The 23799-nt window shown below is 24.9% G+C and carries 19 protein-coding genes and 1 tRNA gene; 9 read left to right on the plus strand and 11 right to left on the minus strand.

All coding sequences use genetic code 4. The features are described 5' to 3' along the window. Positions 1–9 precede the first annotated feature (9 nt). The 4 genes from lon to AACK81_RS04710 form a co-directional block, all read right to left on the minus strand. A complete protein-coding gene (gene lon, locus AACK81_RS04695; RefSeq protein ID WP_338960188.1) occupies positions 10–2394 on the minus strand; it encodes an endopeptidase La in 2385 nt (794 codons plus the stop codon). Positions 2395–2660: 266 nt separating this feature from the next. Next, positions 2661–3971 carry a trigger factor gene (gene tig / locus AACK81_RS04700; RefSeq protein WP_338960190.1) on the minus strand — a complete coding sequence of 437 codons (1311 nt, stop codon included), beginning with the start codon at positions 3969–3971 and terminating at the stop codon, positions 2661–2663. 15 nt (positions 3972–3986) lie between these two features. Beyond that, positions 3987–4757 carry a DUF3196 family protein gene (locus AACK81_RS04705; protein WP_338960192.1) on the minus strand — a complete coding sequence of 257 codons (771 nt, stop codon included), beginning with the start codon at positions 4755–4757 and terminating at the stop codon, positions 3987–3989. A 36-nt stretch (positions 4758–4793) separates the two neighbouring features. After that, positions 4794–4869: transfer RNA gene (locus AACK81_RS04710), tRNA-Arg, on the minus strand. 279 nt (positions 4870–5148) lie between these two features. Between AACK81_RS04710 and AACK81_RS04715 the strand changes: the two genes are divergently transcribed. From AACK81_RS04715 to AACK81_RS04735, 5 genes are all read left to right on the plus strand, one after another. Further along, entirely contained in the window at positions 5149–5529 is a 381-nt protein-coding gene (locus AACK81_RS04715; RefSeq protein WP_338960194.1) for a hypothetical protein, read from the plus strand. A 193-nt stretch (positions 5530–5722) separates the two neighbouring features. After that, positions 5723–6367 (plus strand): hypothetical protein, encoded by a 645-nt coding sequence (locus AACK81_RS04720; protein ID WP_338960196.1) that lies wholly within the window; start codon positions 5723–5725, stop codon positions 6365–6367. 235 nt (positions 6368–6602) lie between these two features. Then, complete coding sequence (locus tag AACK81_RS04725; protein ID WP_338960198.1) at positions 6603–10952, plus strand: PolC-type DNA polymerase III; 4350 nt, start codon at positions 6603–6605, stop codon at positions 10950–10952. Positions 10953–11038: 86 nt separating this feature from the next. Further along, complete coding sequence (locus AACK81_RS04730; protein WP_338960200.1) at positions 11039–11800, plus strand: Pr6Pr family membrane protein; 762 nt, start codon at positions 11039–11041, stop codon at positions 11798–11800. Between the two features lie 83 nt (positions 11801–11883). Continuing rightward, a complete protein-coding gene (locus AACK81_RS04735) occupies positions 11884–12723 on the plus strand; it encodes a class II fructose-bisphosphate aldolase (protein ID WP_338960202.1) in 840 nt (279 codons plus the stop codon). A gap of 173 nt (positions 12724–12896) precedes the next feature. Here AACK81_RS04735 and AACK81_RS04740 read toward each other — a convergent pair whose 3' ends face one another. The 7 genes from AACK81_RS04740 to AACK81_RS04770 all read right to left on the minus strand — a co-directional run bounded on the left by AACK81_RS04740 (position 12897) and on the right by AACK81_RS04770 (position 19509). Further along, positions 12897–14018, minus strand: a complete 1122-nt coding sequence (locus AACK81_RS04740) for a site-2 protease family protein (protein WP_338960204.1) — start codon at positions 14016–14018, stop codon at positions 12897–12899. Between the two features lie 24 nt (positions 14019–14042). Beyond that, positions 14043–15056, minus strand: a complete 1014-nt coding sequence (locus tag AACK81_RS04745) for a phosphatidate cytidylyltransferase (protein ID WP_338960206.1) — start codon at positions 15054–15056, stop codon at positions 14043–14045. 34 nt (positions 15057–15090) lie between these two features. Continuing rightward, positions 15091–15633, minus strand: coding sequence for a ribosome-recycling factor (locus AACK81_RS04750; protein ID WP_338960208.1), 543 nt, complete (start codon positions 15631–15633; stop codon positions 15091–15093). A 135-nt stretch (positions 15634–15768) separates the two neighbouring features. Next, complete coding sequence (locus tag AACK81_RS04755) at positions 15769–16017, minus strand: hypothetical protein (protein WP_338960210.1); 249 nt, start codon at positions 16015–16017, stop codon at positions 15769–15771. Between the two features lie 230 nt (positions 16018–16247). Further along, on the minus strand, positions 16248–17126 hold the full coding sequence (locus AACK81_RS04760) for a hypothetical protein (RefSeq protein WP_338960212.1): 879 nt from the start codon (positions 17124–17126) through the stop codon (positions 16248–16250). A gap of 153 nt (positions 17127–17279) precedes the next feature. Then, complete coding sequence (locus AACK81_RS04765) at positions 17280–18176, minus strand: hypothetical protein (protein ID WP_338960214.1); 897 nt, start codon at positions 18174–18176, stop codon at positions 17280–17282. A 385-nt stretch (positions 18177–18561) separates the two neighbouring features. Beyond that, positions 18562–19509: a nuclease-related domain-containing protein gene (locus tag AACK81_RS04770; RefSeq protein ID WP_338960216.1), complete on the minus strand. Its 948-nt coding sequence runs from the start codon at positions 19507–19509 to the stop codon at positions 18562–18564. Between the two features lie 556 nt (positions 19510–20065). Between AACK81_RS04770 and nusA the strand changes: the two genes are divergently transcribed. From nusA to rbfA, 4 genes are read left to right on the plus strand one after another with little or no spacing between them, the layout of a single operon-like run. Continuing rightward, complete coding sequence (gene nusA / locus AACK81_RS04775) at positions 20066–21241, plus strand: transcription termination factor NusA (protein ID WP_338960218.1); 1176 nt, start codon at positions 20066–20068, stop codon at positions 21239–21241. An 18-nt stretch (positions 21242–21259) separates the two neighbouring features. Then, complete coding sequence (gene rnpM / locus AACK81_RS04780; RefSeq protein WP_338957115.1) at positions 21260–21550, plus strand: RNase P modulator RnpM; 291 nt, start codon at positions 21260–21262, stop codon at positions 21548–21550. A gap of 27 nt (positions 21551–21577) precedes the next feature. Then, positions 21578–23407 carry a translation initiation factor IF-2 gene (gene infB, locus AACK81_RS04785; protein WP_338960220.1) on the plus strand — a complete coding sequence of 610 codons (1830 nt, stop codon included), beginning with the start codon at positions 21578–21580 and terminating at the stop codon, positions 23405–23407. 1 nt (position 23408) lies between these two features. Beyond that, complete coding sequence (gene rbfA / locus AACK81_RS04790) at positions 23409–23768, plus strand: 30S ribosome-binding factor RbfA (protein WP_281747920.1); 360 nt, start codon at positions 23409–23411, stop codon at positions 23766–23768. The last annotated feature ends 31 nt before the right edge of the window (positions 23769–23799 follow it).

A 23799-nucleotide genomic window follows, 5' to 3' on the forward strand; every position in this document is an offset into this window, starting at 1 on the left:
AATTAGATTTTAACCTTCATCAATAATACTTGAAGTTGGTTTAATATTATTAATAGGTGAGTGAATTTTTGCTTTATGTTTATTAAAAATAAAATCATATACTTCAGAATAAAATTCAACTGAAACAATATTTAATTTTTTCTTTACTTCTTCTGGAATATCTTCTAAGTCTTTTATATTAGCTTTTGGAATTAAAATTGTTTTTAGTCCACTACGATGAGCAGAAATTGATTTTTCTTTTAATCCACCAATTGGTAATACATGACCACGAAGTGTAATTTCACCTGTCATACCAATATCTTTTGATACAGGTCTACTTGTCAGAGCAGAAATAATTGCAGTTGTTAAAGTAATACCAGCACTTGGACCATCCTTTGGCACTGCTCCTTCAGGAACATGGATATGAATATCATGTTCTGCAAAGAAAGTATCAGGAATATTGAAAGTAATAGCATTTGCTTTAATATAATCTAAAGCAATAGTAGCAGATTCTTTCATAACTTCACCTAATTTACCAGTTAATACTAAATTACCTTTTCCTTTAAAGTAGTTTACTTCAATTGGTAAGATATCACCACCATATTGAGTATAAGCAAGACCAGTTACCACTCCAATTTGTGATTCATTTTCTTTTTTAGTATAATCGAAAATTTGTTTTCCTAAATAATCTTTAACATTATCAGCAACAATTTCTTCAGTACTAATTTTTTTATTCAAAAGTTTAACAATAAATTTACGAGCAATTTTATTTAATAATCTTTCTAATTGTCGAACACCTGATTCTCTTGTATAATATTTAATTATTTCTTCAATTGAATTTGGTTTAAATTTTAACATTTTATTATTTAAACCAGTAATTTCAATAACACGAGGAATTAAATATTTTTTTGCAATTTCAAGTTTTTCTAATTCTGTATATGAAGAAAGCTCAATAATTTCCATTCGATCTTTTAATGGTTCAGGGATACCTTCCATATAATTAGCTGTTGCTAGAAACATAACTTGTGATAAATCATAATTTTCTTCAATATAATGATCTGAAAAATTAGCATTTTGTTCAGGATCTAATACTTCTAACATAGCACTAGCTGGATCACCACGATAATCAGATGACATTTTATCAATTTCATCTAATAAAAATAATGGATTAATAACTTTAGCACGTTTCATACCTTGGATAATTCTTCCTGGCATCGCACCAATATAAGTTTTACGATGACCACGAATTTCAGATTCATCTTTAACTCCACCAAGTGAAACTTTAACGAAAGTACGCCCCATCGCTTCAGCAATTGATTTAGCTAAAGAAGTCTTACCAACACCAGGAGGACCAACTAAACAAATAATTTGCCCTGGCATTGCCTTAGCCATTTTTTTAACAGCAAGATATTCAATAATTCTTTCTTTAACTTTTTCTAAACCATAGTGATATTTATCAAGAATTTTTTTTGCATTAATTAAATCAAATTTTTCTTCACTTTTTTGAAATCAAGGTAAAGTCATCATTCAATCAATGTATGTACGAATTATATTTGATTCACTTGAAGCTTGTGGCATATCTTCATAACGACTAATTTCTTCTTTAACACGAGTTTTGATTGCTTCAGGAAACTCTTCTGTTTCTAAACGTTCTAAATAACGTTTCATTTCATTAGACTTACCATCAATTTCGCCTAATTCTTCTTTAATAGCACGCAATCTTTCTCGTAAATAATATTCACGTTGTTGTTCATCAATACGATCTTTAATTTTAGCTGTTAAATCCTTTTCAATAGCACCAACTTGTTTTTGACTACCAACATCTTTCAATAATAAATCTAAACGTTTATTAATATCAATTTCTTGTAAAATTTCTTGGCGTTTATTGATAGTTAAAAATGGTAAAAATTGAGCCATTTTATCAATAATTTCACTAGCTTTCATTCCATCGGTGATTTGACTAATTACACCTTGTGGAATTGAACCATGAACATCTAAAATCTGTTGTAAATTATTTACAATTCTTTGGATCAACTCTTCTTCTAATGATTTTGAAACATTAGGACTAACTAAAGTTTCAGCATCTCCTGTATAAAATTTATCATCATAAAACTTAGAAACTTTAACTCTTTGTTGTCCATAAAAAGATATGGTAAGTGTACCATCATTATGACTTTTTTGAATTTGCACTTTACACAAAGTACCATGATTGTAGACTTCACTTAATTGAGGATTATCTACTTTTGGATCCTTTTGCGAAACTAAAATAATTTCTGAATTAAACTTAGCTACCGATTCATTAATTGCCGCTACTGATTTATGTCTGCCAACTTCTAGTTCTATTTCAACTGTTGGGAAAACAAAACTTCCTCTTGTTACTAGTACTGGAATATTAGTAATATTTTTTATCTTCATTGTCTCACCTCAAATAATGTATTAACTGGATTATAATATAAAAAATTAGCACTTGCAATACTTAATTGCTAAAATATCTAATTTTTGATTTATACTATACTATTACAGCAGCACTTATTAATTCATATTTAATTTATACTAGTAGTATTTTATTACATTTATTTTTTTTTTGATAATTTTTACTTTTTGAAAAAAAAATAAACGATAAAATAACCTAATTATTAAATTGGTAATTAGGTTATATAATAATTATCAAATTAAATTAATTAAGCACTTGTTGTTTGCTTTTGGTTTTTACCGTTACTTTCTCATAATAAATCAAAGGCTTTATTATGTTTTAGGGTAGTAGTCACTAAACTTAAATCTTTAATATTTGCTTTAACTTCTTCAATGCTTATTTTAAATTGGTCGGCAAATGTTGTTAATTGTTTTTGAACTTCTTCTTCGGTAATTTCTATTTTTTCTTGTTTAATAATTTCTTCAATAACTAAAAAATTCTGAAGTTGCATAATTGCATCCTTTTTTATTTCATTAATAATTTCTTCATGAGATAAACCGGTTGCTGCCATATAGTTTTCAATTGTAAAGTTTTGATTAGCTAATTGTTTTTTAAATTCATTTTCTAAACGTTCAGTTTCATTTTTAACAGCAAAATTTGGAATTATTATTTTTGAATCTTTAACAATTTTAGCAATAAGTTCTTCCATAAATTGTTCCTTAATTGTCATTGTTTTTTGTACTTCAATTTGTTTTTTAATATTTTCTAATAATTGTTCAGTAGTAGTAACATCTGGAATGTTAACATCTTTTACTAATTCTTCTAAATCTTCATTAATAACTTTTGTTTTTATTTCGTTTAATTCAATTTCAAATTGTAATAATTGACCTTTTAAATTTGGAACATGATAATCTTCTGGGAAAGTTACTTCAATAGTTTTTTTAGATTTAGATTCCATACCGATCATTCCTTCTTCAAAACCAGGAATAAATTTACCAGAACCAATTTCTAATTCCATATTTTTAGCTTCACCGCCAGGGAATTTTTTACCTTCTAAAAAACCAGTAAAATTAAAAACTGCAGTATCACCTTTTTCTAATTTTCCTTTTTCTTTTGGATTAAAAATAGCAAAACGATCTTGTAATAGTTTAATTTGAGTATCAATTTCTTCTTGATTAACAGTTGCTACAGGTTTTACTATATCAATACCACGATATTTACCAATAGTAATTTCTGCTGGTAAATCAAATACAAACATTATTTCACACTCTTTAATAGTAGATTTTTCCACATTAACTTCGGGTTGATTAGTAGGCATTAAGTTAGGTTTTTGTTTTAAGACAAAATCATAAGCAATAGTAATAACTGCTTTAGTTGCTGTTTGTAAAGTTTGTTCTTCAGTTACGTGTTTTTTAGCCATTTTAGTAGGAACTTTTCCTTTACGAAATCCAGGAATTTCTACTTGTGCAATCAATTTATTTTCAGCTTTTGCCAATTGATCTTTTCAAGTTTTAGCATCAATGGTAACATGTCATTTTCCAAGACCATTTTTTTCATCTTTTATAATATTTAATATCATTTTTCAAATCTCTCCTTATGTAATTTGTTGTTGAATCATAATACTTAAGTATTTTTTTATTAAAGTAGTAGTAGTTTTAAATTTTTTAGCACTTTCTACCAATTTTACACTAATAAATTGGAAACTACAAGCACGAATATACAAAGCAGCTGCTAATGCTGCTGCTTGATTTTTATTAGGTAATGTTGGAAACAAATTCTCAAAATAACTATCCAATAAAAACAAGCAAATACCATAAATACCTGGATTATCAATATGAACTTCATCTTCAAATATTTTTGTAATCTTTAAATAAACGAGTGATTCTTGTCATTGTGTTATTTTTTTTGGATTAATTTTAAATGTATCATGACCTTTTATTACTTCTATTTCTTCATCAATACCTTGATTATTTAATATAAATAATAGTTGCGTTTTATTTATATTATTTATATTATTTATATTTTTATTTGTAAGATAAATCTTAATTGTTGGCAAAATTAACCTAGCATTATGACTTTGTAAATAATAAAATGCCATCGGATGAAGATCTTCATCAAATGGATTCATTAATACATGACTTATTCTCTCTAAATTTCACTCATGACTTTCATTTTTACTATTTAATCTAATATGAGTAGTAATATTATGATGTAACTCTTGTAATGTAACTTCATGATGAATAGGAATATAAGGCATCTCTAATTCATGTTTGACCAACTTCATTGCTTGATCTCATTTATTTTCACTAATGAGGTGGTTAATTTTACCAATAATGTCTTGATAATAATTGTCATGATTTATCATTATTTAGTTAAACCTTCTTAGTATTTTAAAATTTAATGGCGCCCACGAGAAGATTCGAACTTCTGACCCCCGCCTTAGAAGGGCGGTGCTCTATCCACTGAGCTACGTGGGCATAACATTTACCATAAGTAATCTTAACTTGTTTGATTAAAAAATGCAATTATTAATTGGCTACTTTTCAATAAAATAATAATAATATATTTAATATTATTTTGATATTTCATTATGTACCTTTAAGTAATATTTTTTTAAAAAAAATAAAATATTTTCATTTTTTTATATTATAATATTTTTTGTAATTTAATAATTGTTCATTTCTAATATAGAAATAATTTCTATATTAGGATTTTTATTAAATTAAATATTGAAAAAGAAAAGGAAGAAAAGTATTATGCCTAGTGAAATAAGTACAAAAAGAAAAGTAATTGCTGGTGTCACAATAACTACAGGAACATTAACAACAACTGCAGGAATAACAACAGCTTGTGTTGCTGCAGCACCTATGACTGGTGGTGCTTCATTATTACCAGTTGCTATTGGTACAATTGCTGTTGGTACAACTTTAATAGCTGGTGGAATGGCTACTACTACAAATTTTGGAAGAAAAGAATCAAGAATTAACAAATTTTTAAGAACAAATCCTACTATCCCCACAGTAAGAGTATCAAAAGCAAATATTACTCCTGATTACATTAAAGTATCTAATGAACTAGCAAATTCATCAAAAGAACCAGTTATGAGAACCAGAAGTTTAACAGTAACTTCTGTCTAAAAAAAACAAATTATATATTCATTTAAAAAATATTAAATTATAATTCATAAAATGCATAATATAACAAAAATAATTAATTTATATTATAATTATTTTTTAATTTAATAAATGTTCATACCTAATATAGAAATTATTTCTATATTAGGATTTTTATTAAATTAAATTTAAATGAAAAGGACAAAGATTAAAAGATATGTCTACAGAAAATCAAATATTATTTAGCAAATCAGAACTTAAAGGACTTACTAAAACACAAATACAATCATTTACAAACACTATCAATAAACAAGAAATTGATAAATTTATTTTAAGTATCATTAAAGAAAATGATAATAATGGGTTACCAATTTGAAGACAATTATTGCAACTATTAAGCCCATATCAAGTTTCAACAATTAATTCCAACTTAATTCCCTTATTTACAAAAAATAATTTACTGCTTTATGCTTTTTCAAAAAAACAAATGAAAGCACTTACAAAAATACAAATACAAGCATTTACAACAGAACAAATAAAAAATTTCAGTTATAATAAGTTTTCATTACTAGAAAAAGGAATAAGAAAAGCATTAAAAACAATTAATAATCAATTAACAATAGAATATGATTTTTATGAATTTAAATTTCAAATTGAATCATTAACTCCAAAACAATTAGAATGATTTACTTCTAATCAAAAGGCAGCATTTACCAAAGAACAAAAAAAATCTTTTAATAAACCATCTATACAAACAAGAAATCAACAATTAAATTCAAATTTTAATGTTAATAATATAAATGCTATTTTTGAAACCGAAACATTACCTAAAACAAATAATCCAATAACACTTTCATGATAAAAAGTAATGCCTAAATATTAGGCATTACTTTTTATTGTAATTAAATTATTTTGTTTTTATTTTTTTTATAGCTAAAATTTCATACTTTTTTTATATAAGAATAAGAATAAGAATTTTAATTAAGTTATAATTAAAATATGAAATTTGATTAAACATTAGAATAATGATTTAATATATTTTAATTAAAATATAGTTATTATTGTTAATTATTTAGTATTAAGAGAGGGAAAAATATATGAACCAAGATTTGCAAAAACTTTTCCATGAAATGGATTTTAATGATGTTAATAATGAATTTAATCATGCCACTATTAAAAAAGTACAATATTTTCATCATAATCAACAAGTAATAATTACCATCAACTTACCTAATTTTCTAACAACTACTACTTTAAAAAGTTTTGAACAACATTTTGAAAAATTACCTGTTTCGAATATTAATGTCGATTTTAATGTTTCTCTTACTGCTGATGAATCAACTGTATTAACATATTTTCATTATATTAAAACTCATAAATTGCAACTATTAGCTGGCATTTATTATTCTTTACCCGACTCAGCAATTAATTATAAAAATAATATTATTACCATTACTATTCATAATAGTATTGAAGAGAAATTAATAACTAATGAATTTTTACAATTTATTAATTACTTTCAACAATATGGTTTTAAAAAAATTCAATTAAAAACTAAAATAAATAAAGCAGAGCAACCATTTATTAGTTATGAAAATGAATCTAAAACAGAAATTAGCAAAATTACCAACAATTTAAAAACTAAAATTACTAAAAATAATGTAAGTAAAAATTTTAGTACCACTACTTATCGCAAAAAAGCAAAAATTAATTTAGAAATAACAGACCCAACTCATAGTATTAAAGATATCATTGGCGACAAACCCAATATTATTATTAGTGGTAAAGTTTTTAAAATTAATAAATTTTTAACCAAAACTCAAAAATGATTTTATTCATTTTGAATTACTGATTATAGCGATGCAATTACTTGCAAAGCATTTATTAATAGCGATCAACCAGATGAGAAATTTGATAATATTAAAGTTGATGATTGAATAAAAATTAATGCTAATAGTCGTTATGATAATTATAGTAAAGAACAAGTACTATGAATTGATGATTTAATTATCGATTTAAATAATAAAAATGCTAACAATAATGATGATGCTAAAACTAAAAGAATTGAATTTCATACTCATACTAAAATGAGTGCTATGGATGGTATTACTTCAGCAAGTGATTATATCAATCAAGTAACTAAATGAGGACACCAAGCAATTGGTTTTACTGATCACTTAAATGTACAAGCATACCCAGATATTGCTAATGCTGCTAAAAAACATCCAAACTTAAAAGTAATGTATGGTGTTGAAATGGATTTAATCCCCAATAATATTAGTATTACTAAAAATAATATTAATACATCATTATTAGATTTAGAATACATTGTTCTTGACTTAGAAACAACTGGTTTATCAACCAATTATCACGAAATTATTGAATTTGGTTATACAATTGTTAAAGACAATATGATTTTAAAACAAGATACAATTTTAATTAAACCAAATAATCCCATACCTGAACATATTACTGAACTTACTAATATTACCAATGTTATGCTAAAAGATAAACAAACATTACAACAAATATTGCCAACAATTATTGAAATAATTGGTAATAAAACAATAGTTGCTCATAATGCTAACTTTGACTTTGTTTTTTTACAAGCAGCAATGAAACAATTGGGTTTCATGCCTTTAAATAATCCTGTCATTGATACTTTGCAATTATCTAGAGCAATTCTACCACAACTAAAATATTATCGATTAGGTACTATTTGTCGTACTTATGGCATTAAATATGATGATGAAATTGCTCACCGTGCTGATTATGATGCTAATGTATTAGCACAAGTATTTTTAAAAATGTTACAACAATTAAAAACAGAATTTAATTGTATTAATTTACAAGAAATTAATAACTTAATTAATGAACAAATTAATTATAAACTTCGTGGTGAACATATTACTATTTTTGCAAAAAATCAATTAGGTTTAAAAGATTTATATCAATTAGTTTCACTATCTCATACAAAGTATTTTTATAAAACACCAAAAATCATATCAGAAGCAATTAATGAAAATAGAAAAGAATTATTAATTGGTAGTAGTTGTATAAATGGTGCTGTTTTTGAAACAGCATTAAATAAAAGTGAAGAAGAACTAATTAAAATAATGAAGTGATTTGATTTTATTGAAATCCAACCACCTGCTGTTTATAAACACTTAATACAGTTAGGAAATATTACTAAAGAACAATTACATGATACTATTAAAAAAATTATTAATAATGCCCTTAAATTAAATAAATTAGTAATTGCTACTAGCGATGCCCACTATTTACATTTCCATGAAAAAATATATCGTGATGTTATTATTAATAGCAAAGCAATTGGTGGTTTATTGCACCCATTATTTGATCGTAAAGGTAAAGTTACATCATATCCTGATCAACATTTAAGAACTACTAATCAAATGTTAACAGAATTTAATTTTTTAGATGACCCTAATTTAATTAATGATATTGTTATTAATAATCCTTTGCAATTAGCTAAACAATTTGAAATGATTAAACCAATCAAAGATGGCTTATTTACACCAAGTATTGTTAATGTTGATACTAAATTACGTAATCTTTGTTATGAACAAGCATGAAATCGTTACGGTAATCCATTACCAACATATGTAGAAAAACGTTTAACTCGTGAATTAGATGCAATTATTACTCATGGTTTTGCTGTTGTTTATTGAATTGCACACAAATTAGTAGAAAAATCTTTGCAAGATGGTTATCTTGTTGGTAGTCGTGGCTCAGTTGGTTCATCTTTAGTAGCTACTTTTGCTAACATTACTGAGGTTAACCCACTACAACCACACTATTTATGTCCACAATGTAAAACTAGTGAATTTATTAGTAATGGTTCTTATAAGTGTGGTTATGATTTACCAAAAAAAATGTGTTCACAATGCAATATTGATTTAAATACTGATGGTCATGATATTCCTTTTGAAACATTCTTAGGATTTGATGGTGATAAAACACCTGATATTGATTTAAACTTTTCTGGTGAATATCAAAATAAAGCTCATGATTTTACTAAAGAAATGTTTGGTGAAGAAAATGTTTTTCGTGCCGGAACAATTTCAACAATTGCCAATAAAACAGCTTATGGTTATGTTAAAGCTTATGCAGAAAAAATTGGTCAATCAGATATGCGTGCAGCAAAACTAGAGTTACTAAGTCAAGGATGTGTTGGTATTAAAAGAACAACTGGTCAACATCCTGGTGGTATTATTGTTGTACCAAAAGAATATAATATTAATGATTTTACACCAATCAATTTTCCAGCTGATGATACTAGTTCTACATGAAAAACTACCCACTTTGATTTTAATGCTATTCATGATAATTTATTAAAATTAGATATTCTAGGTCATGTTGATCCAACAGCATTAAAAATGTTAGAAAATTTAACTGGTATTGATCCAAAAACAATTCCTAATCAAGATGAAAAAGTTTTATCATTATTTTCTAATTTAAATTCCTTAAATATTACTAGTGATGATTTACTTGGCGAAAAAACAGGAGCAATTGGTATCCCTGAATTTGGTACTGGTTTTGTTCGTAAAATGTTAAGTGATACATTACCTACTTCATTTTCTGAATTAGTACAAATATCTGGTTTATCACATGGTACTGACGTTTGATTAAATAATGCTGATGAATTAATTTCACAACAAGGTTTAAAACTAAAAGATGTAATCGGTTGTCGTGATGATATTATGACTTATTTAGTATATCAAGGCTTACCAGCAAAAATTGCTTTTAATATTATGGAAGATGTCCGTAAAGGAAAAGGCATTAAACAAGAATATGAAAAGTTAATGCAAGAAAAGAAAGTTCCTAATTGATACATTCAATCTTGCAAAAAAATTAAATATATGTTTCCTAAAGCACACGCTACTGCTTATGTATTAATGGCATGAAGAGTAGCTTGATTTAAAGTTTATTATCCACATGAATATTATGCTACTTATTTTACAACAAGATGCGAAATTTTTGATATTAAAACTATGTTACAAGGTATTGGTGCTATTACTAATAAATTAAAAGATATTAATAACAGATTAAGAAAAAATGATGGTCAAAAAAATACAGTTACTACTAAAGAAAAAGATTTAATCCCATTATTAGAAGTGGCATTAGAAATGAATGCTAGAAATATTAAATTTAGCAATATTAGTTTAGAACATTCTGATGCTAAACTTTTTCAAGTTAAAGTAATAAATGGTGAAAAACAAATTTTACCACCATTTATTACTTTAGATGGATTGGGTGAAATTGTGGCTAATTCAATTGTTAAAGCAAGGAGTGAACAAGCAATTACTTCAAAAAATGATTTACAACTACGAACTAATATTACTAAAACTAATTATCAACTATTAAATGAGTTAGGAGTATTAGAACATTTAGAAGAAAATACACAATTAATGTTAGAATTATAATACAAAGAAAAAAGAAAAGATGTGGGATTATTATGTATAAATTAAGTAACAAAGCCAACTTTTATATACGTTTATCTGCATTAATAATGATAATTTTATTTTTAATTATTGATTTAATTAGTGCAATATATTATCCAATGGAAAAATTTGAACATTTAGGATATGGTGAACGAGTAAGTAACTACTATGCTTTTTTTACTACTGAGAGTAATTATATGGTTGTTATTTATTTTTGTGTTTATTTATTTGATTCTTATTTTCGTAGTACTAAACCAAGTTTTCAAACTCGATTAGCAGTAACTGTTTATATTACTATTACGATGTTAATATTTTGAATAGGTATTTTCACTGCTGAGCAAGATCCAAAACAATACAGTGCTTATAATTGAATTGCAACATTAATTTTACACTTATTAATGCCAATAATTATGATTACTAGCTTTATTGTTACGTCAGGTCATCAATATATTAATATAAAACAACAACATAAAATATATTTATGATTAATTGTTATTTATCCAGCAATTTATTGTATTGTTATTCTAATTAGAGGTCATTTACGTTATTTAGATTTTATAGAAACTGGTCATCCACCAAGAGATACATGATATCCATATTTTTTCTTTGATTATTCAAATGGCGAATATGGATGATTAATCGCTGCTACTGCTGTTGTTTTTGTTTTTGGTTTAGTTTTCAGTTTACAATATTTTTATATTTGAATTAATAACTTAATGTTCAAACGTTATCAAACTTCTGAACATCGTTTATATGATTTTTATCAAAAAATATTACGTCAACTTAATAAAAAAAAGAAAAGCAAAATTAAAAAGAAAAGAAAAAAGTAAAAATTTAAAACATATCTTATATTCCTTACATGATAAATATTATTGATATAATTAAATAAAAAAGAAAAGTTAGGTGATTGTAATTGAAAATTAACTTGAAAATAATGTTAAAACATGCACAAATTAACAAATACGCAATCCCAAGTTTTAACTTTGATAATTTAGAAATGTTAATTGCAATTACTAATGCAGCCGAAAAACAAAAAGCACCAATATGTTTAATGATAACACCTAACACTATTAATTGTATTGATTTAAAATATGTACTTGCTATTATTAATAATGTTATTAATCGTGCAAAAGTACCAATTTTTTTACAACTAGACCACTGTCTTGATCCACACTTTATTAAAACTAAAATTACATCTGATTTTAGTTCAGTTATGTTAAATTACAGTAACTATACAATTAAAGAAAATATTGAAAAAACTAAAGATATTGTTCATTTTGCTGCTCCTTTGGGTATTATTGTTGAATCAGAGATTTTTTACAATAATACAAAAGGAGATATTACTAATGATATTAATTTAATTGAACAAGCAATATTATTTAGAAATAAAACTAATATTAATTGTCTTGTATTTACTGCTATCAATAGTCATCATCAAGATAATAGACAAGATTTAAAAATTTCTCTAATTAAAGAAATTGCTATTAAAATGCCTGAAATTTTTTTAGTATTACATGATAATATTACTATTAATGATGAACAATTAACTCTAGCAATTAAAGCTGGTATTACTAAAGTTAATATTAGTAGTGATTTAAGAAAGATTTACGTTGAAAGTCTAAAAAAAAGTTTGCAAACTAATTCTAATTTATCTAATCTTAATACATTAACAGAAAATGCAATGATAGCTATTCAGAAATTTGTTGAAGAAAAAATAATTCTCTTAGGAGCAAATAATCGATATAAATTTTAGTTTTTATACTTATAAAGTATATTTCAAAATAAAATAAAAAGTGAACAATATTGTTCACTTAAAATAGTAACTATTTTATTTTTTAAAATATAAATAATTAAGAAAATTACTCAAAACTTTTTCATTCAAATTTATTATCCTATTTATAATAAGATTTTATTATAAAGTAAAGATTAAAAAAATATATCTTTAATAGTAATAGCAATAAAGATAACTAAAAATAATATAGCTCCAGCAATACTGACAATAATTTTATATTTTTCATTTAATTTTTTTCTTGTTACCGCTTCAACTGCATTTTCAACAAATTTATAACCATCCAATGGCGGAATTGGTAACATATTTAATAAAAATAAATTAGATGATAATAATGCTGCTCAACGAAAATATGTACTTGCTGCTTGTGTTGATGATAAATCAGGATTTAAAAAACTATTAGTTGATTTAACAATACCAACAGGTCCTGATAAATTTTGTCAATGAAAAGTAACTAATTGTCCCAATGCTTGTAAAAGACTGTAACTATCTTTAAAAGTATCAATGATACCATTACTAATAACTTGACCTGCATTTAAATAATAACTACCTTGACTAACACCAATGAATAGCACCCCTTTTTGTTCTACAGGTTTAAAAGTAACAGTTTTATCATTTTTATTATCAAAAGTAATTTTGTAGTCAGCAATAACTGTACCATTAGTAGTCTTTTTATTATATTTACTTAATCATGCTTCTAAATCATAATATGATTTAATTGATTGTTTAGATTCAATATCACCAGTATTATAAATACTAGTAATAGCATCAGTATCTAAAATTTTAAAAGTTGGATTATGTTCATTATATTCTTTAACTGCTTCATATAATGGTCCTGTTGTTGCATAAGTTGGTGGCAAATTAGGATCATATTTATGTGGATAAATTCCATATCCAATCATTAATAAAATAAAAGTTAATAATAAATTCATTAGTGCACCTGCACTAATGAAAGCTGCTTTTTTACCACGTTGCAAGTTTTCCATCATTCGTTTACCATCAATTACTTCATCTTCTCGTCCTTTAGGAGCATCAGCAATTTCTGAAGCAATAGAAACATAACCACCCAATGGTAATAGTCTTAAAGTATAACGTGTTTCTTTTTTACCTCACTGCAAAAGTTTTGGTCCCATACCAATAGCAAATTCATATACATATGCTCCTGATAATTTAGCAATTACAAAATGAGCAAATTCATGCAAGGTAATTAAAAATAATATTGTAAATAAACCAATTAAAATGGCTAAAAATATATACATAACTTCATCCTTAAATTTTATATATTAAGCAATAGCTGCTAGAGTAATTAGAGAACCAAAAATAACTACTGTTGAAAATGAATCTAAACGATCTAATAATCCTCCATGTCCAGGTAAAATATTTGAAAAATCCTTAACATGATAATTACGTTTCAAATAAGAAAATAATAAATCACCCATTTGACTAACGATTGAAAGAATAAAACTAGTAGCAAAATAAGCAATATAGATTGGTACTTTACTATTAACTTCTAAAAAAGGCAATGGATTATAATTACTTGTTTCTAAAAAAACAGTTACTGTTATCATACTTAAAATAACTGCTGTTATTAAACCAGTAATAGCACCTTCTCAATTTTTATTTGGTGATATACTTGGTGCCATTTTTGTTTTACCATAAATTATACCACCAATAAAAGCACCAACATCATTAGACATAACAATAATGAATAAAAACAATAATGTTGGTCATCCTAGTTTTGAAAGTTTAATTTCTGATAACATTAAAAAATTAACAGCTTTAACAACAAATACTAAATAAATAATTCAAGTAAAAATAAAAATAACATCACTTAATTGAAAATTTTTACTTCGTCAAGCAATTAAAATAAAAATACAAATGAAAAATAATAAAGTTAATAAAGTCATTCAAGTTTCAAATCAATAATGATTATAAATATATGGACCAAAAGTTTCTTTACCAAGCGGAACTCATAAAAGTATGACTCCTGTTAAAATTATAGAAATTTTAAGTACAATTGATCAATTTGATTCTTTTTTTAAATTAATAATTTCTCATAAACAACCAATAAAAATTAAAGTATTAATTATCATAAATGTATAGGCTGATCACTGTGGTTTATTACCAAAAATTGGTTCTAAATAAACTGCCCCAATAAACATTCATAATACACCACAAGCAATTAAAATAAAGCTTGTAAGAATACGATTTCGATAGGTTCTAAAAAAAATACTAAGTTTTGCAAAAAAAGAAACTTTAGATTTTATATTTTCTTTATTTATTATCTTTTTTTTCACAATATTTAACCCCTAACTTTTTATTGCTTTATTGCTAAATTTTCATTAAATCGGCTTTTTTATTGTTTTCTATTAATACAAGTTCTTTAATTTTACTATCAGTTAAATCTTGAATTGTAGTTTCTGCATGCTTTTCTTGATCTTCTGGTAATTTTATTTTTTTCAGATTTTGAACAGCATCACGTCGACAATTACGGATTTTAACTTTATATTCTTCAGTTTTTTTACTCAAATCTTTAACTAAAGATTTACGAACGTCTTCTGTTAATTGTGGGAAAATTAAACGTATATTCTCTGCTTCGCTTTTAATTTGTAATTTCAAATCAGCTTTTGTAACAGCTTCTGTAATGTCTTTAATTAAACTGCGATCATATGGTTTAATTAATAATTGATGTGCTTCTGCTACTTTAACTTGCGCAATATTACTTAAACTATCAACACCACCATAACATTTAACATTAACTCCTTCTAAGATATTAGGATTAGCTCTTCCGGTGCGAATTTTGTTAATTTCATTTTTATAACGTAAAATTATTTCATTCATCAGATTTGTGGCTTCTAAAATAATAACTTCCATATTTGTTTTCCTCCTAGTTAATAATTTTAAGTTGTTTTTAAATCAAACTATAAAAATTATATAATAATTTTTATTAAAACCAATGGAAAACTATTTAAAAAAATAAAAAACATCATTAATTAATGATGTTTTTTATTAATATCTTTGGATTTTATTTTCATCATTGTTTAAATCAACTAATATAAAAATACCACCAATAATACCTAATGCAACACCAAAGATAATTCCTAATATTGCTAAAGCAATTTTTTGATCAGTAGTCGCTTCACCTTTACTTACTTTTTTGTATAAAATAAAAGCGGGTATTGTTCATAATAAAGGAATTATAAATATTGATTCTAAAATAAAAACAATAAATATTAATATACTTCCTGCTTTTAACATATTTTTTCTCCTTCTTTAATTTTTATAATTAATAATATCACTTAATAAAATTGAAAGATACAATTGTGTCCTCATTTAAAGTTTATTTTTTTAACTTATCAATGTTATAAATTTAATTTCTTCTGATTTCAAATGTCTAATTATTAATAATTTTCATTTGTATTAATAGTAACAAAAAAATATGATAATTAACAATAACTGTCATTATATTTTTTAAAATATTTAATGATTTAAACAGTTGGTGGTATACCACAATCTATTCTAGGTAAAAGATGCACATCACCAAAATATATTGCTAAATAAACTTTTAAATTTCTAAAATTTCCTGTTACTAATGGACCATCAGCAACTCTAGCATGGAACTGAGTACTAACATTTGTATTCAATATTTGAACTAGAGAATCAAATTGTTTTTGTTTACTTTCTGAATTTATTACTAATTTAAAATCAGCAACAGACTCACCTTGTTTAAATCCTTGCGCAGCAGTTAATTTTAAACTATTTTTATCACTAATAAGTTTAGTAATAACTATCTTTGAAATATTTAATCCATTATTTTTAGCAGTATTGATAGTATAAAATTTTACTACACTATCATCATCTTTGCTTATAATATCAATTTGACAAGTACCAGCAAGAACTTTAAAATCAGTTCCTGTATTATTTTCTTCAGTTTTACCCGTTTCAGTACTTGTAATTTTTGCAGATAAGGTAGTAATTTTTTTAACATCATCAGGTGAATATTCTTCATTTTCACTACCACTTGTAATTCCTAACTCTTTCAAAAATGTTGCAGCATCAGCATCTTTTGCTTGATTTGGATTTCTAATTTCGTTTACGTTTAATAAACTATTTTTAAAATTAGTCATCATAATTTTTGTGTCATCAGCCTCAATTGAATACTTCTCTTTACCGGTAGTTTCATCCTTCTTTAATTCTTGATTAATTAAACTTGTATTTTTGTCACTATATCATCCTAATAATTTTGCATATTTACCATTTAATATTGGTCCTTTTGCTTCAAAATCACAGGCAACAATTGAACTTGCTACAGTTGTAATTAAAGCAGTAGCAGCCATTAAACGTAATAATGTTTTTATATTTTTCATATAATATTTTCTCCCCTTTTAGATAATTTTCTAAAAAAAATTATTTTCTGCTATTTATTATTCTTAAATTGAAATTATTTTTATAATTTTAATAAATTAATAAAATTTTTTAAGTGATAAAAAAGATTGCAATTGCAATCTTTTAAAATATATTTAAGCTTGTGGAGTTCCAAAATCTAGAGTATTTGTAACTTTTACTTCTCCAAATTTTACGGTTAAGTATACTTTTTGAGCTGTATACTTAAGTATCGCTGTTTGACCTTGAGCATCAGAAGTTCAAACTAATGATACTTTATCTTTACTAAATAAGTTAACTAAAGAATTATATAGATTTTTTTCTTTAGAATTCTCAGTTTTTCAAGGTAAAGACTTAAGTACATCTTTGCCTTGTTCAAATCCATTAGCTTTAGTTAAATCCAATTTTGCTGATTGTACAAGCGTATCTACTTGAGCAGGAACACCTAATGTATCTTTCTTAAGAGTACTAATAGTATATTTTTTTACAGATTTGGCATCATCTCCAGTTGCCTTATCCATAATATTAATTTGGCAAGTACCAGCTGCAACTTTAAAATCAGTTGTACCAACAGCTTCAATTTTACCTGCTTCAGTACTTTCAACTTTTGCAGATAAAGCAGTAATAGATGTAACTTCTTCAACTTTATAAAAAGCAGTAGTGCTACCAGATGTAAATCCTAAATCTTTTAAAAATACTGCAGCATCAGCATCTTTTGCTTTAAATTTGTTAGCATCAGCACCGTCACCTGCTTTTAATAATTTTTCGTTAAATTTAGTTGTTGTAATTTTTGTACTATCAGTAGCAACAATAGCAATTGAATAATTTTCTTTACCAACAGCACTTTCATCCTTTTTTAGTTCTTGATTAATTGTACTTGTATTTTCATCACTATATCATCCTAATAATTTTGCATATTTGCCATTCAATGCTGGCGCTTTTGTTTGAGTTCCACATGCAACAACTGAACTTGCTGCAACTGTTGTTAAAGCAGCAGCACCCATTAGTCGTAGTAATGTTTTCATGTTTCTCATATTGTTTTTCCCCCTTAGATAATTTTTCTGAAAAATATAAACTATTTTCTGTTCATAATTATACATTCTTTTTTATTTGGTGTTTTTTTTATAATATTTTTCATTATTAAGTGTTATTTTGCTTTTTTAAAAAAAATAATTTCAAAAATGTTAGGATTAAATTGTTCATTAACTGAACATTCTTATTATTTTTTATATATACTCTACAGTACTTCCAAGATTATTGAGTAATATAATGTAAAAAGACCTGAAAAATTTTCAGGTTTTTTTATATTTAAAAATTAAGAACAGAAAATAAAAATACATTTTTTTAATTAAAATTTCAACGACAGAAGATTATTAGAAAAATTAATTTATTAAATTTTGTTCGCTTATAACTGTGTTTTTAATAGTCTAATTGTTCTTTATGAATTTGAATGTTTTCTGGATTATTATTATTTAAAATAATTTGATTCATTATATTTCTTTGACTATTAGAAGAAGAAGTACATTTTCCTGAATTTTCTTCAATTTTATTTTTAATATATTCAGATAATTCAAATAAATTTAATGCTTTCTCATTTATTTTTAAGTTACTATTTTCAGTAATTTGTAAATTATTTTGAACAAATACTACAAGGCTAAAAAATTTAAATTGTTTTAAATTAATGTTTTCTTTTTTTAAAAGATACAGAATAGTTCTAACATGACTTCTATTTTGATAAAGAGGTGATGGAATAAATTCTTGTCTTTCACCATGATATTGGATTCAGTTTTTTTTAAAATAATCTCCATAAGTTTTTAAAGATCAATTTTTAGTCTCAATTATAAAAATACAACTATTTAAAATTAATAAATGATCAATTTGATTAATTTTTCCCTCAATAGATTGTAAATATAAATTGTTAAATAATTGTAAATCTTCTTCATTAAACATACTTATTATTTTTTCTTTAACAATTAATTCACCTTTAATACCTAACGTATTATTTAAATTATCATTATATTGATAAGGATGTTCAAAATTTTTTAAATTTGGATAAATTTTTTCATAATTTTTAATTCGATTTTCTAATTCTATTATTTGATAAGAATATTCTATTTCTTTACTTTTTTCTAAATTAAAATAATTTTTTTTATATTTTAAATATTTATTTGTCAATATAATAGTAGTTAAAATTGAAACAATAATTATAGAAAATATAATAATTATAGTTATTCAAACATTATTAACAATTCATTTTTCTAAACCTTTAAATAATGACTTAATCAAAAATATAATAGTGATAATAATTATTAATGAAATAAAAACTACAATACTAATATTTTCATTCTTTTTCTTATTTTTACTCATAATATTTACTCCAAATTTTTATTATTTAATAAAATTTAATAAATAAATCTTAACATTTTTACTAATGTTTGAAAATATTTTAAAAAAATGTCTAATCTTTGATAAGCAGAATATATAGGAAATTAATATCAATATAAGAACAAATTAGTATTGAAAATCGATTTAGTTCCCCTTGATTTTAAAAAAATAGAAACTTTAAAATGAATGTTATATCTTTCAATGATAATAGAACAAAAACAATTACGACTATATAAATAATTATATTTAATCAATTTAAAACTTGAAAATTACCATTAATATAATGAAAGATATTTCTACAATATAATCTACGATAATAAAACTCTATCCTTTAATAAATTTCTATTGTTTTCAAATTAATAATATTGTATAATGAACAATGAATTAGAATTATAGCAAGACAGCTACCAGCTGTCTTTATTATTTCTAGTGTAATATATTTTTTTTATTTAAGTATATTTTCATTTTGAAATAAATCTATTTCAAATACTATTAAATAATAAACAACAATGTTTATAAAAAACAAGGAGGAGAAAAAGTGGACAAAGAAATTAGTCAAATCATTTTAAATGCCATAAATGAAATTGCTGAAGAAAAACAAATAGCAAAAGAAGATATCATTGAAGCTTTAAAAGAAGGACTAAAAAAAGCATATGAATATCAAAGTCATCGTGATGATAGTACAAATATCAGAATTGAAATTGATCAAAATAAAGGTACTATTAAAATTTTAAAGGATTTAATTGTTGTTCCAAAAGTTGAAGATCCTGAATTAGAAATTGCACTTTCAACTATTAAAACAAAGAATCCTGGCTTAACAATTGGTGATACATATACGCAAATAATTCCTAGTGATCAATTCTCTCGTTTATCAATTTTTAAAGCCATTCAAGTAGTTAAACAATCAATTCGTGAAGCAGAAAAAACATCAATTTATGATGAATTTATTGATAAAAAAGATCACATATTAATTGGTACTATTGAAAGTGTTGAAGAAACTTATATGTTAATTAAAATTGGTAGAGCCTATGCTTTCTTACCAAAACAAAATCAAATCCCTAGTGAGATCTTACCAAAAAATAAACCAATCGCTAATAATACTTATATCAAATTTTATGTTGAAGATATTATTAAAAATAAAAACTATGGTCAAATTTTAGCATCAAGAACTCACGTTAATTTTTTACGTTGTTTACTAGAATTAGAAGTTCCTGAAATCGCACAAGGTGTAATCGAAGTTAAAGATATTGCTCGTATTCCTGGAATTAGAGCTAAGGTTGCAATTGTTAGTCATGATCCAAGCATTGATGGTATTGGTGCATGTATTGGCCCAAAAGGCGAAAGAACAAAACTAATTACGCAAGAATTAAGTGGCGAAAAAATTGACATTATTGCCTGAAATCCTAATATAAAAGAATATATAATTAACGCTTTAACACCAGCTAAAGTTATTTCAATTGATATTAATGAAGAAGAACAACAAGCAAATATTATTGTTCCTACTGAACAATTATCATTAGCTATTGGTAAAAATGGTATGGCTGCTAAATTAGTTGCCGGTGTAACTCACTGAAATATTAATATTACTTCATTAGAACAAGCAAAAGAAAATAATATTAAATTTACTTGAAATGGTAATATTAAAGAAAGTGAATATGAAAAGTTTATATCTGAATTATTAAAAAAAACACAATGAAAAAATAAAAATCAATAAACAATAAAGTAGGTCGTTATGAATAAAATACCTTTAATTCAACGTAAAAAAATACCAATGCGTAAATGTATAGTTACAAATACTATTTTACCTAAACGTGAATTAATTAGAATTGTTATTAATAAAGAAGGACAATTATTCATTGATAAAACTGGCAAACAAAATGGTCGAGGTGCCTACATCCAACCTAAACTTGAATTAATACCTTTGCTTATTAAAAATAAGGCATTAGAACGAGCATTAAAAACAAAAATTCCAAATGAATTTTATGAACAATTAATTAATGAAATTAAAAAAAATTGAGATTAATTTTCCCAAGCGAAAGGCGGGATGCAAATGGCAAAAAAACGAATATCTCAACAAACACAAAATATTAATCAACAACTAAAACAAAAAACATCTCAAATTAATGAAAAAGGAGTATTTTTATATAACGAACCATTAACTATTTCAGAATTTGCTAAAGCATTGCATCATCCAGTAACTGACATTATTAAATACTTCATGAAACAAGGCAAACTATTTAATCAAAATCAAATATTAACTCAAGAATTAATGCTTGAACTTTGTTTAGAATGAAATATTGATTTTGAAAAAGCTAAAGTGGTAACATATGAAAACTTATTAGAAAATATTAATCTCGAAGATGATAAAAAAAATTTAGTAACTCGACCACCTGTTGTTACAATTATGGGCCACGTTGATCATGGAAAAACAACACTATTAGATACTATCCGTAATTCTAAAGTTACTAATCAAGAACACGGTGGTATTACTCAACATATTGGTGCTTATCAAATTAAAACTAATAATAAATTAATTACTTTTATTGATACCCCAGGTCACGAAGCATTTACTGAAATGCGTTCACGTGGTTCTAAAATTACTGATATTGTTGTTTTAGTAGTTGCTGGTGATGATGGTGTGATGCCACAAACTCGTGAAGCAATTGACCATGCAAAAGTAGCTGGTGTTTCAATTATTGTTTTTGTTAATAAAATGGATAAACCAAATGTTAATACTGATCGCATTATGAATGAACTAGCTAATTGTGATTTAACTAGTGAAGAATGAGGTGGCGATACTATTTTTGTTTATGGTAGTGCTTTAAAAAATCAAGGAATTGATGAATTATTAGAAGCAATATTAGTAATTGCTGAATTAAAAGAACTAAATGCTAATCCAAATCGATTTGCTAATGGAACTGTTATCGAATCTCATCATGATAAAAATGTTGGTTCAATTTGTACTTTATTAATACAAGGTGGAACACTAAAAGTTACTGATATTGTAGTTGCGGGTAGTGTTAAAGGAAAAATTAAACGCCTTATTAATGATACTGGTAAAATAATTACTAAAGCCGGACCTTCAATGCCTGTTCAAGTTTTAGGATTTGAAACAGCCCCTACTCCTGGTGAATCTTTTATTGTTTTTAATGATGATAAATTAGCAAGAAAAGTAGCACTAGTACGACAAACAGAAGAAACAAATAAAATTAGAAATAATCGACAAATTAGTTTAGGTAATTTAACACAAGATGTTGCTACAGGTGAATTAAAACAAATTAATGTTATTTTACGAGCAGATACTCAAGGTTCAGTGCAAGCAATCGTTCAAGCAGTAAATAAAATTAATGTTAATGATATTACTGTTAAGTTTATTAGAGCAACTATTGGTGGTATTAGTGAATCAGATATTAAACTTGCTCAAACTTCAGGAAGTATTATTTATGGTTTCAATGTTCGCCCCAATCATGTTATTCGTGAAGCTGCTAACAATGCCGGTGTTGAAATTAGATTACATAATATCATTTATAAAATAACTGAAGAATTAGAATTGGCTGCTAAAGGTTTATTAGAACCAACTTATGAAGATAAAATTCTTGGTCAAGCACGAGTTATTAAAACTTTTCATTTTTCAAAAGTAGGAACAATTGCTGGTTGTGTTGTCATTAATGGTTTCATTCAACGTAATAGCAAAGTTCATATCATTCGTGATGATGTTGTTATTTATAACGGTGAAATCAGTGGTTTAAAACATGAAAAAAATGATTTAAAAATTGCTAAAAAAGAAACTCAATGCGGTATTACTATTAAAAATAGTAATGACTTAAAAGAAAATGATATTATTGAATCATATTTAGTAGAAGAAGTGGAGACAAAATAGGATGTCTATCATTAAATTTGAACAACAAGAAAGTTTCTTAAAAAAAGAAATTACTAATATATTAAAAAAAGAATCAAAAAATATTCTTTTCAAAGATATCACTATTACTAATGTAAAAATAACAAAAGATAACAGTTATGCTACCATTTATTGAACAGTTTACTTAGATAATTTAGATATTAAAACCATTAGTACTGCTTTAGAAAAAGCTAAAGGTTTTTGTCGAAGCGCACTTGCTAAAACAAGTAATAAATATAAAGTTCCAGAATTACGCTTTAAATATGATAATACCAACACTAGAGTTAAAAACATTGAAGAAATATTAAAAAATATCAAAAATAATAATTCTTCAAATGAATAAAAAAAATAAAATTATTAGTATAATAAAAAAA

It is taken from the genome of Spiroplasma endosymbiont of Lasioglossum villosulum (assembly GCF_964020195.1).
Taxonomy (GTDB): domain Bacteria; phylum Bacillota_I; class Bacilli_A; order Mycoplasmatales; family VBWQ01; genus Spiroplasma_E; species Spiroplasma_E ixodetis_A.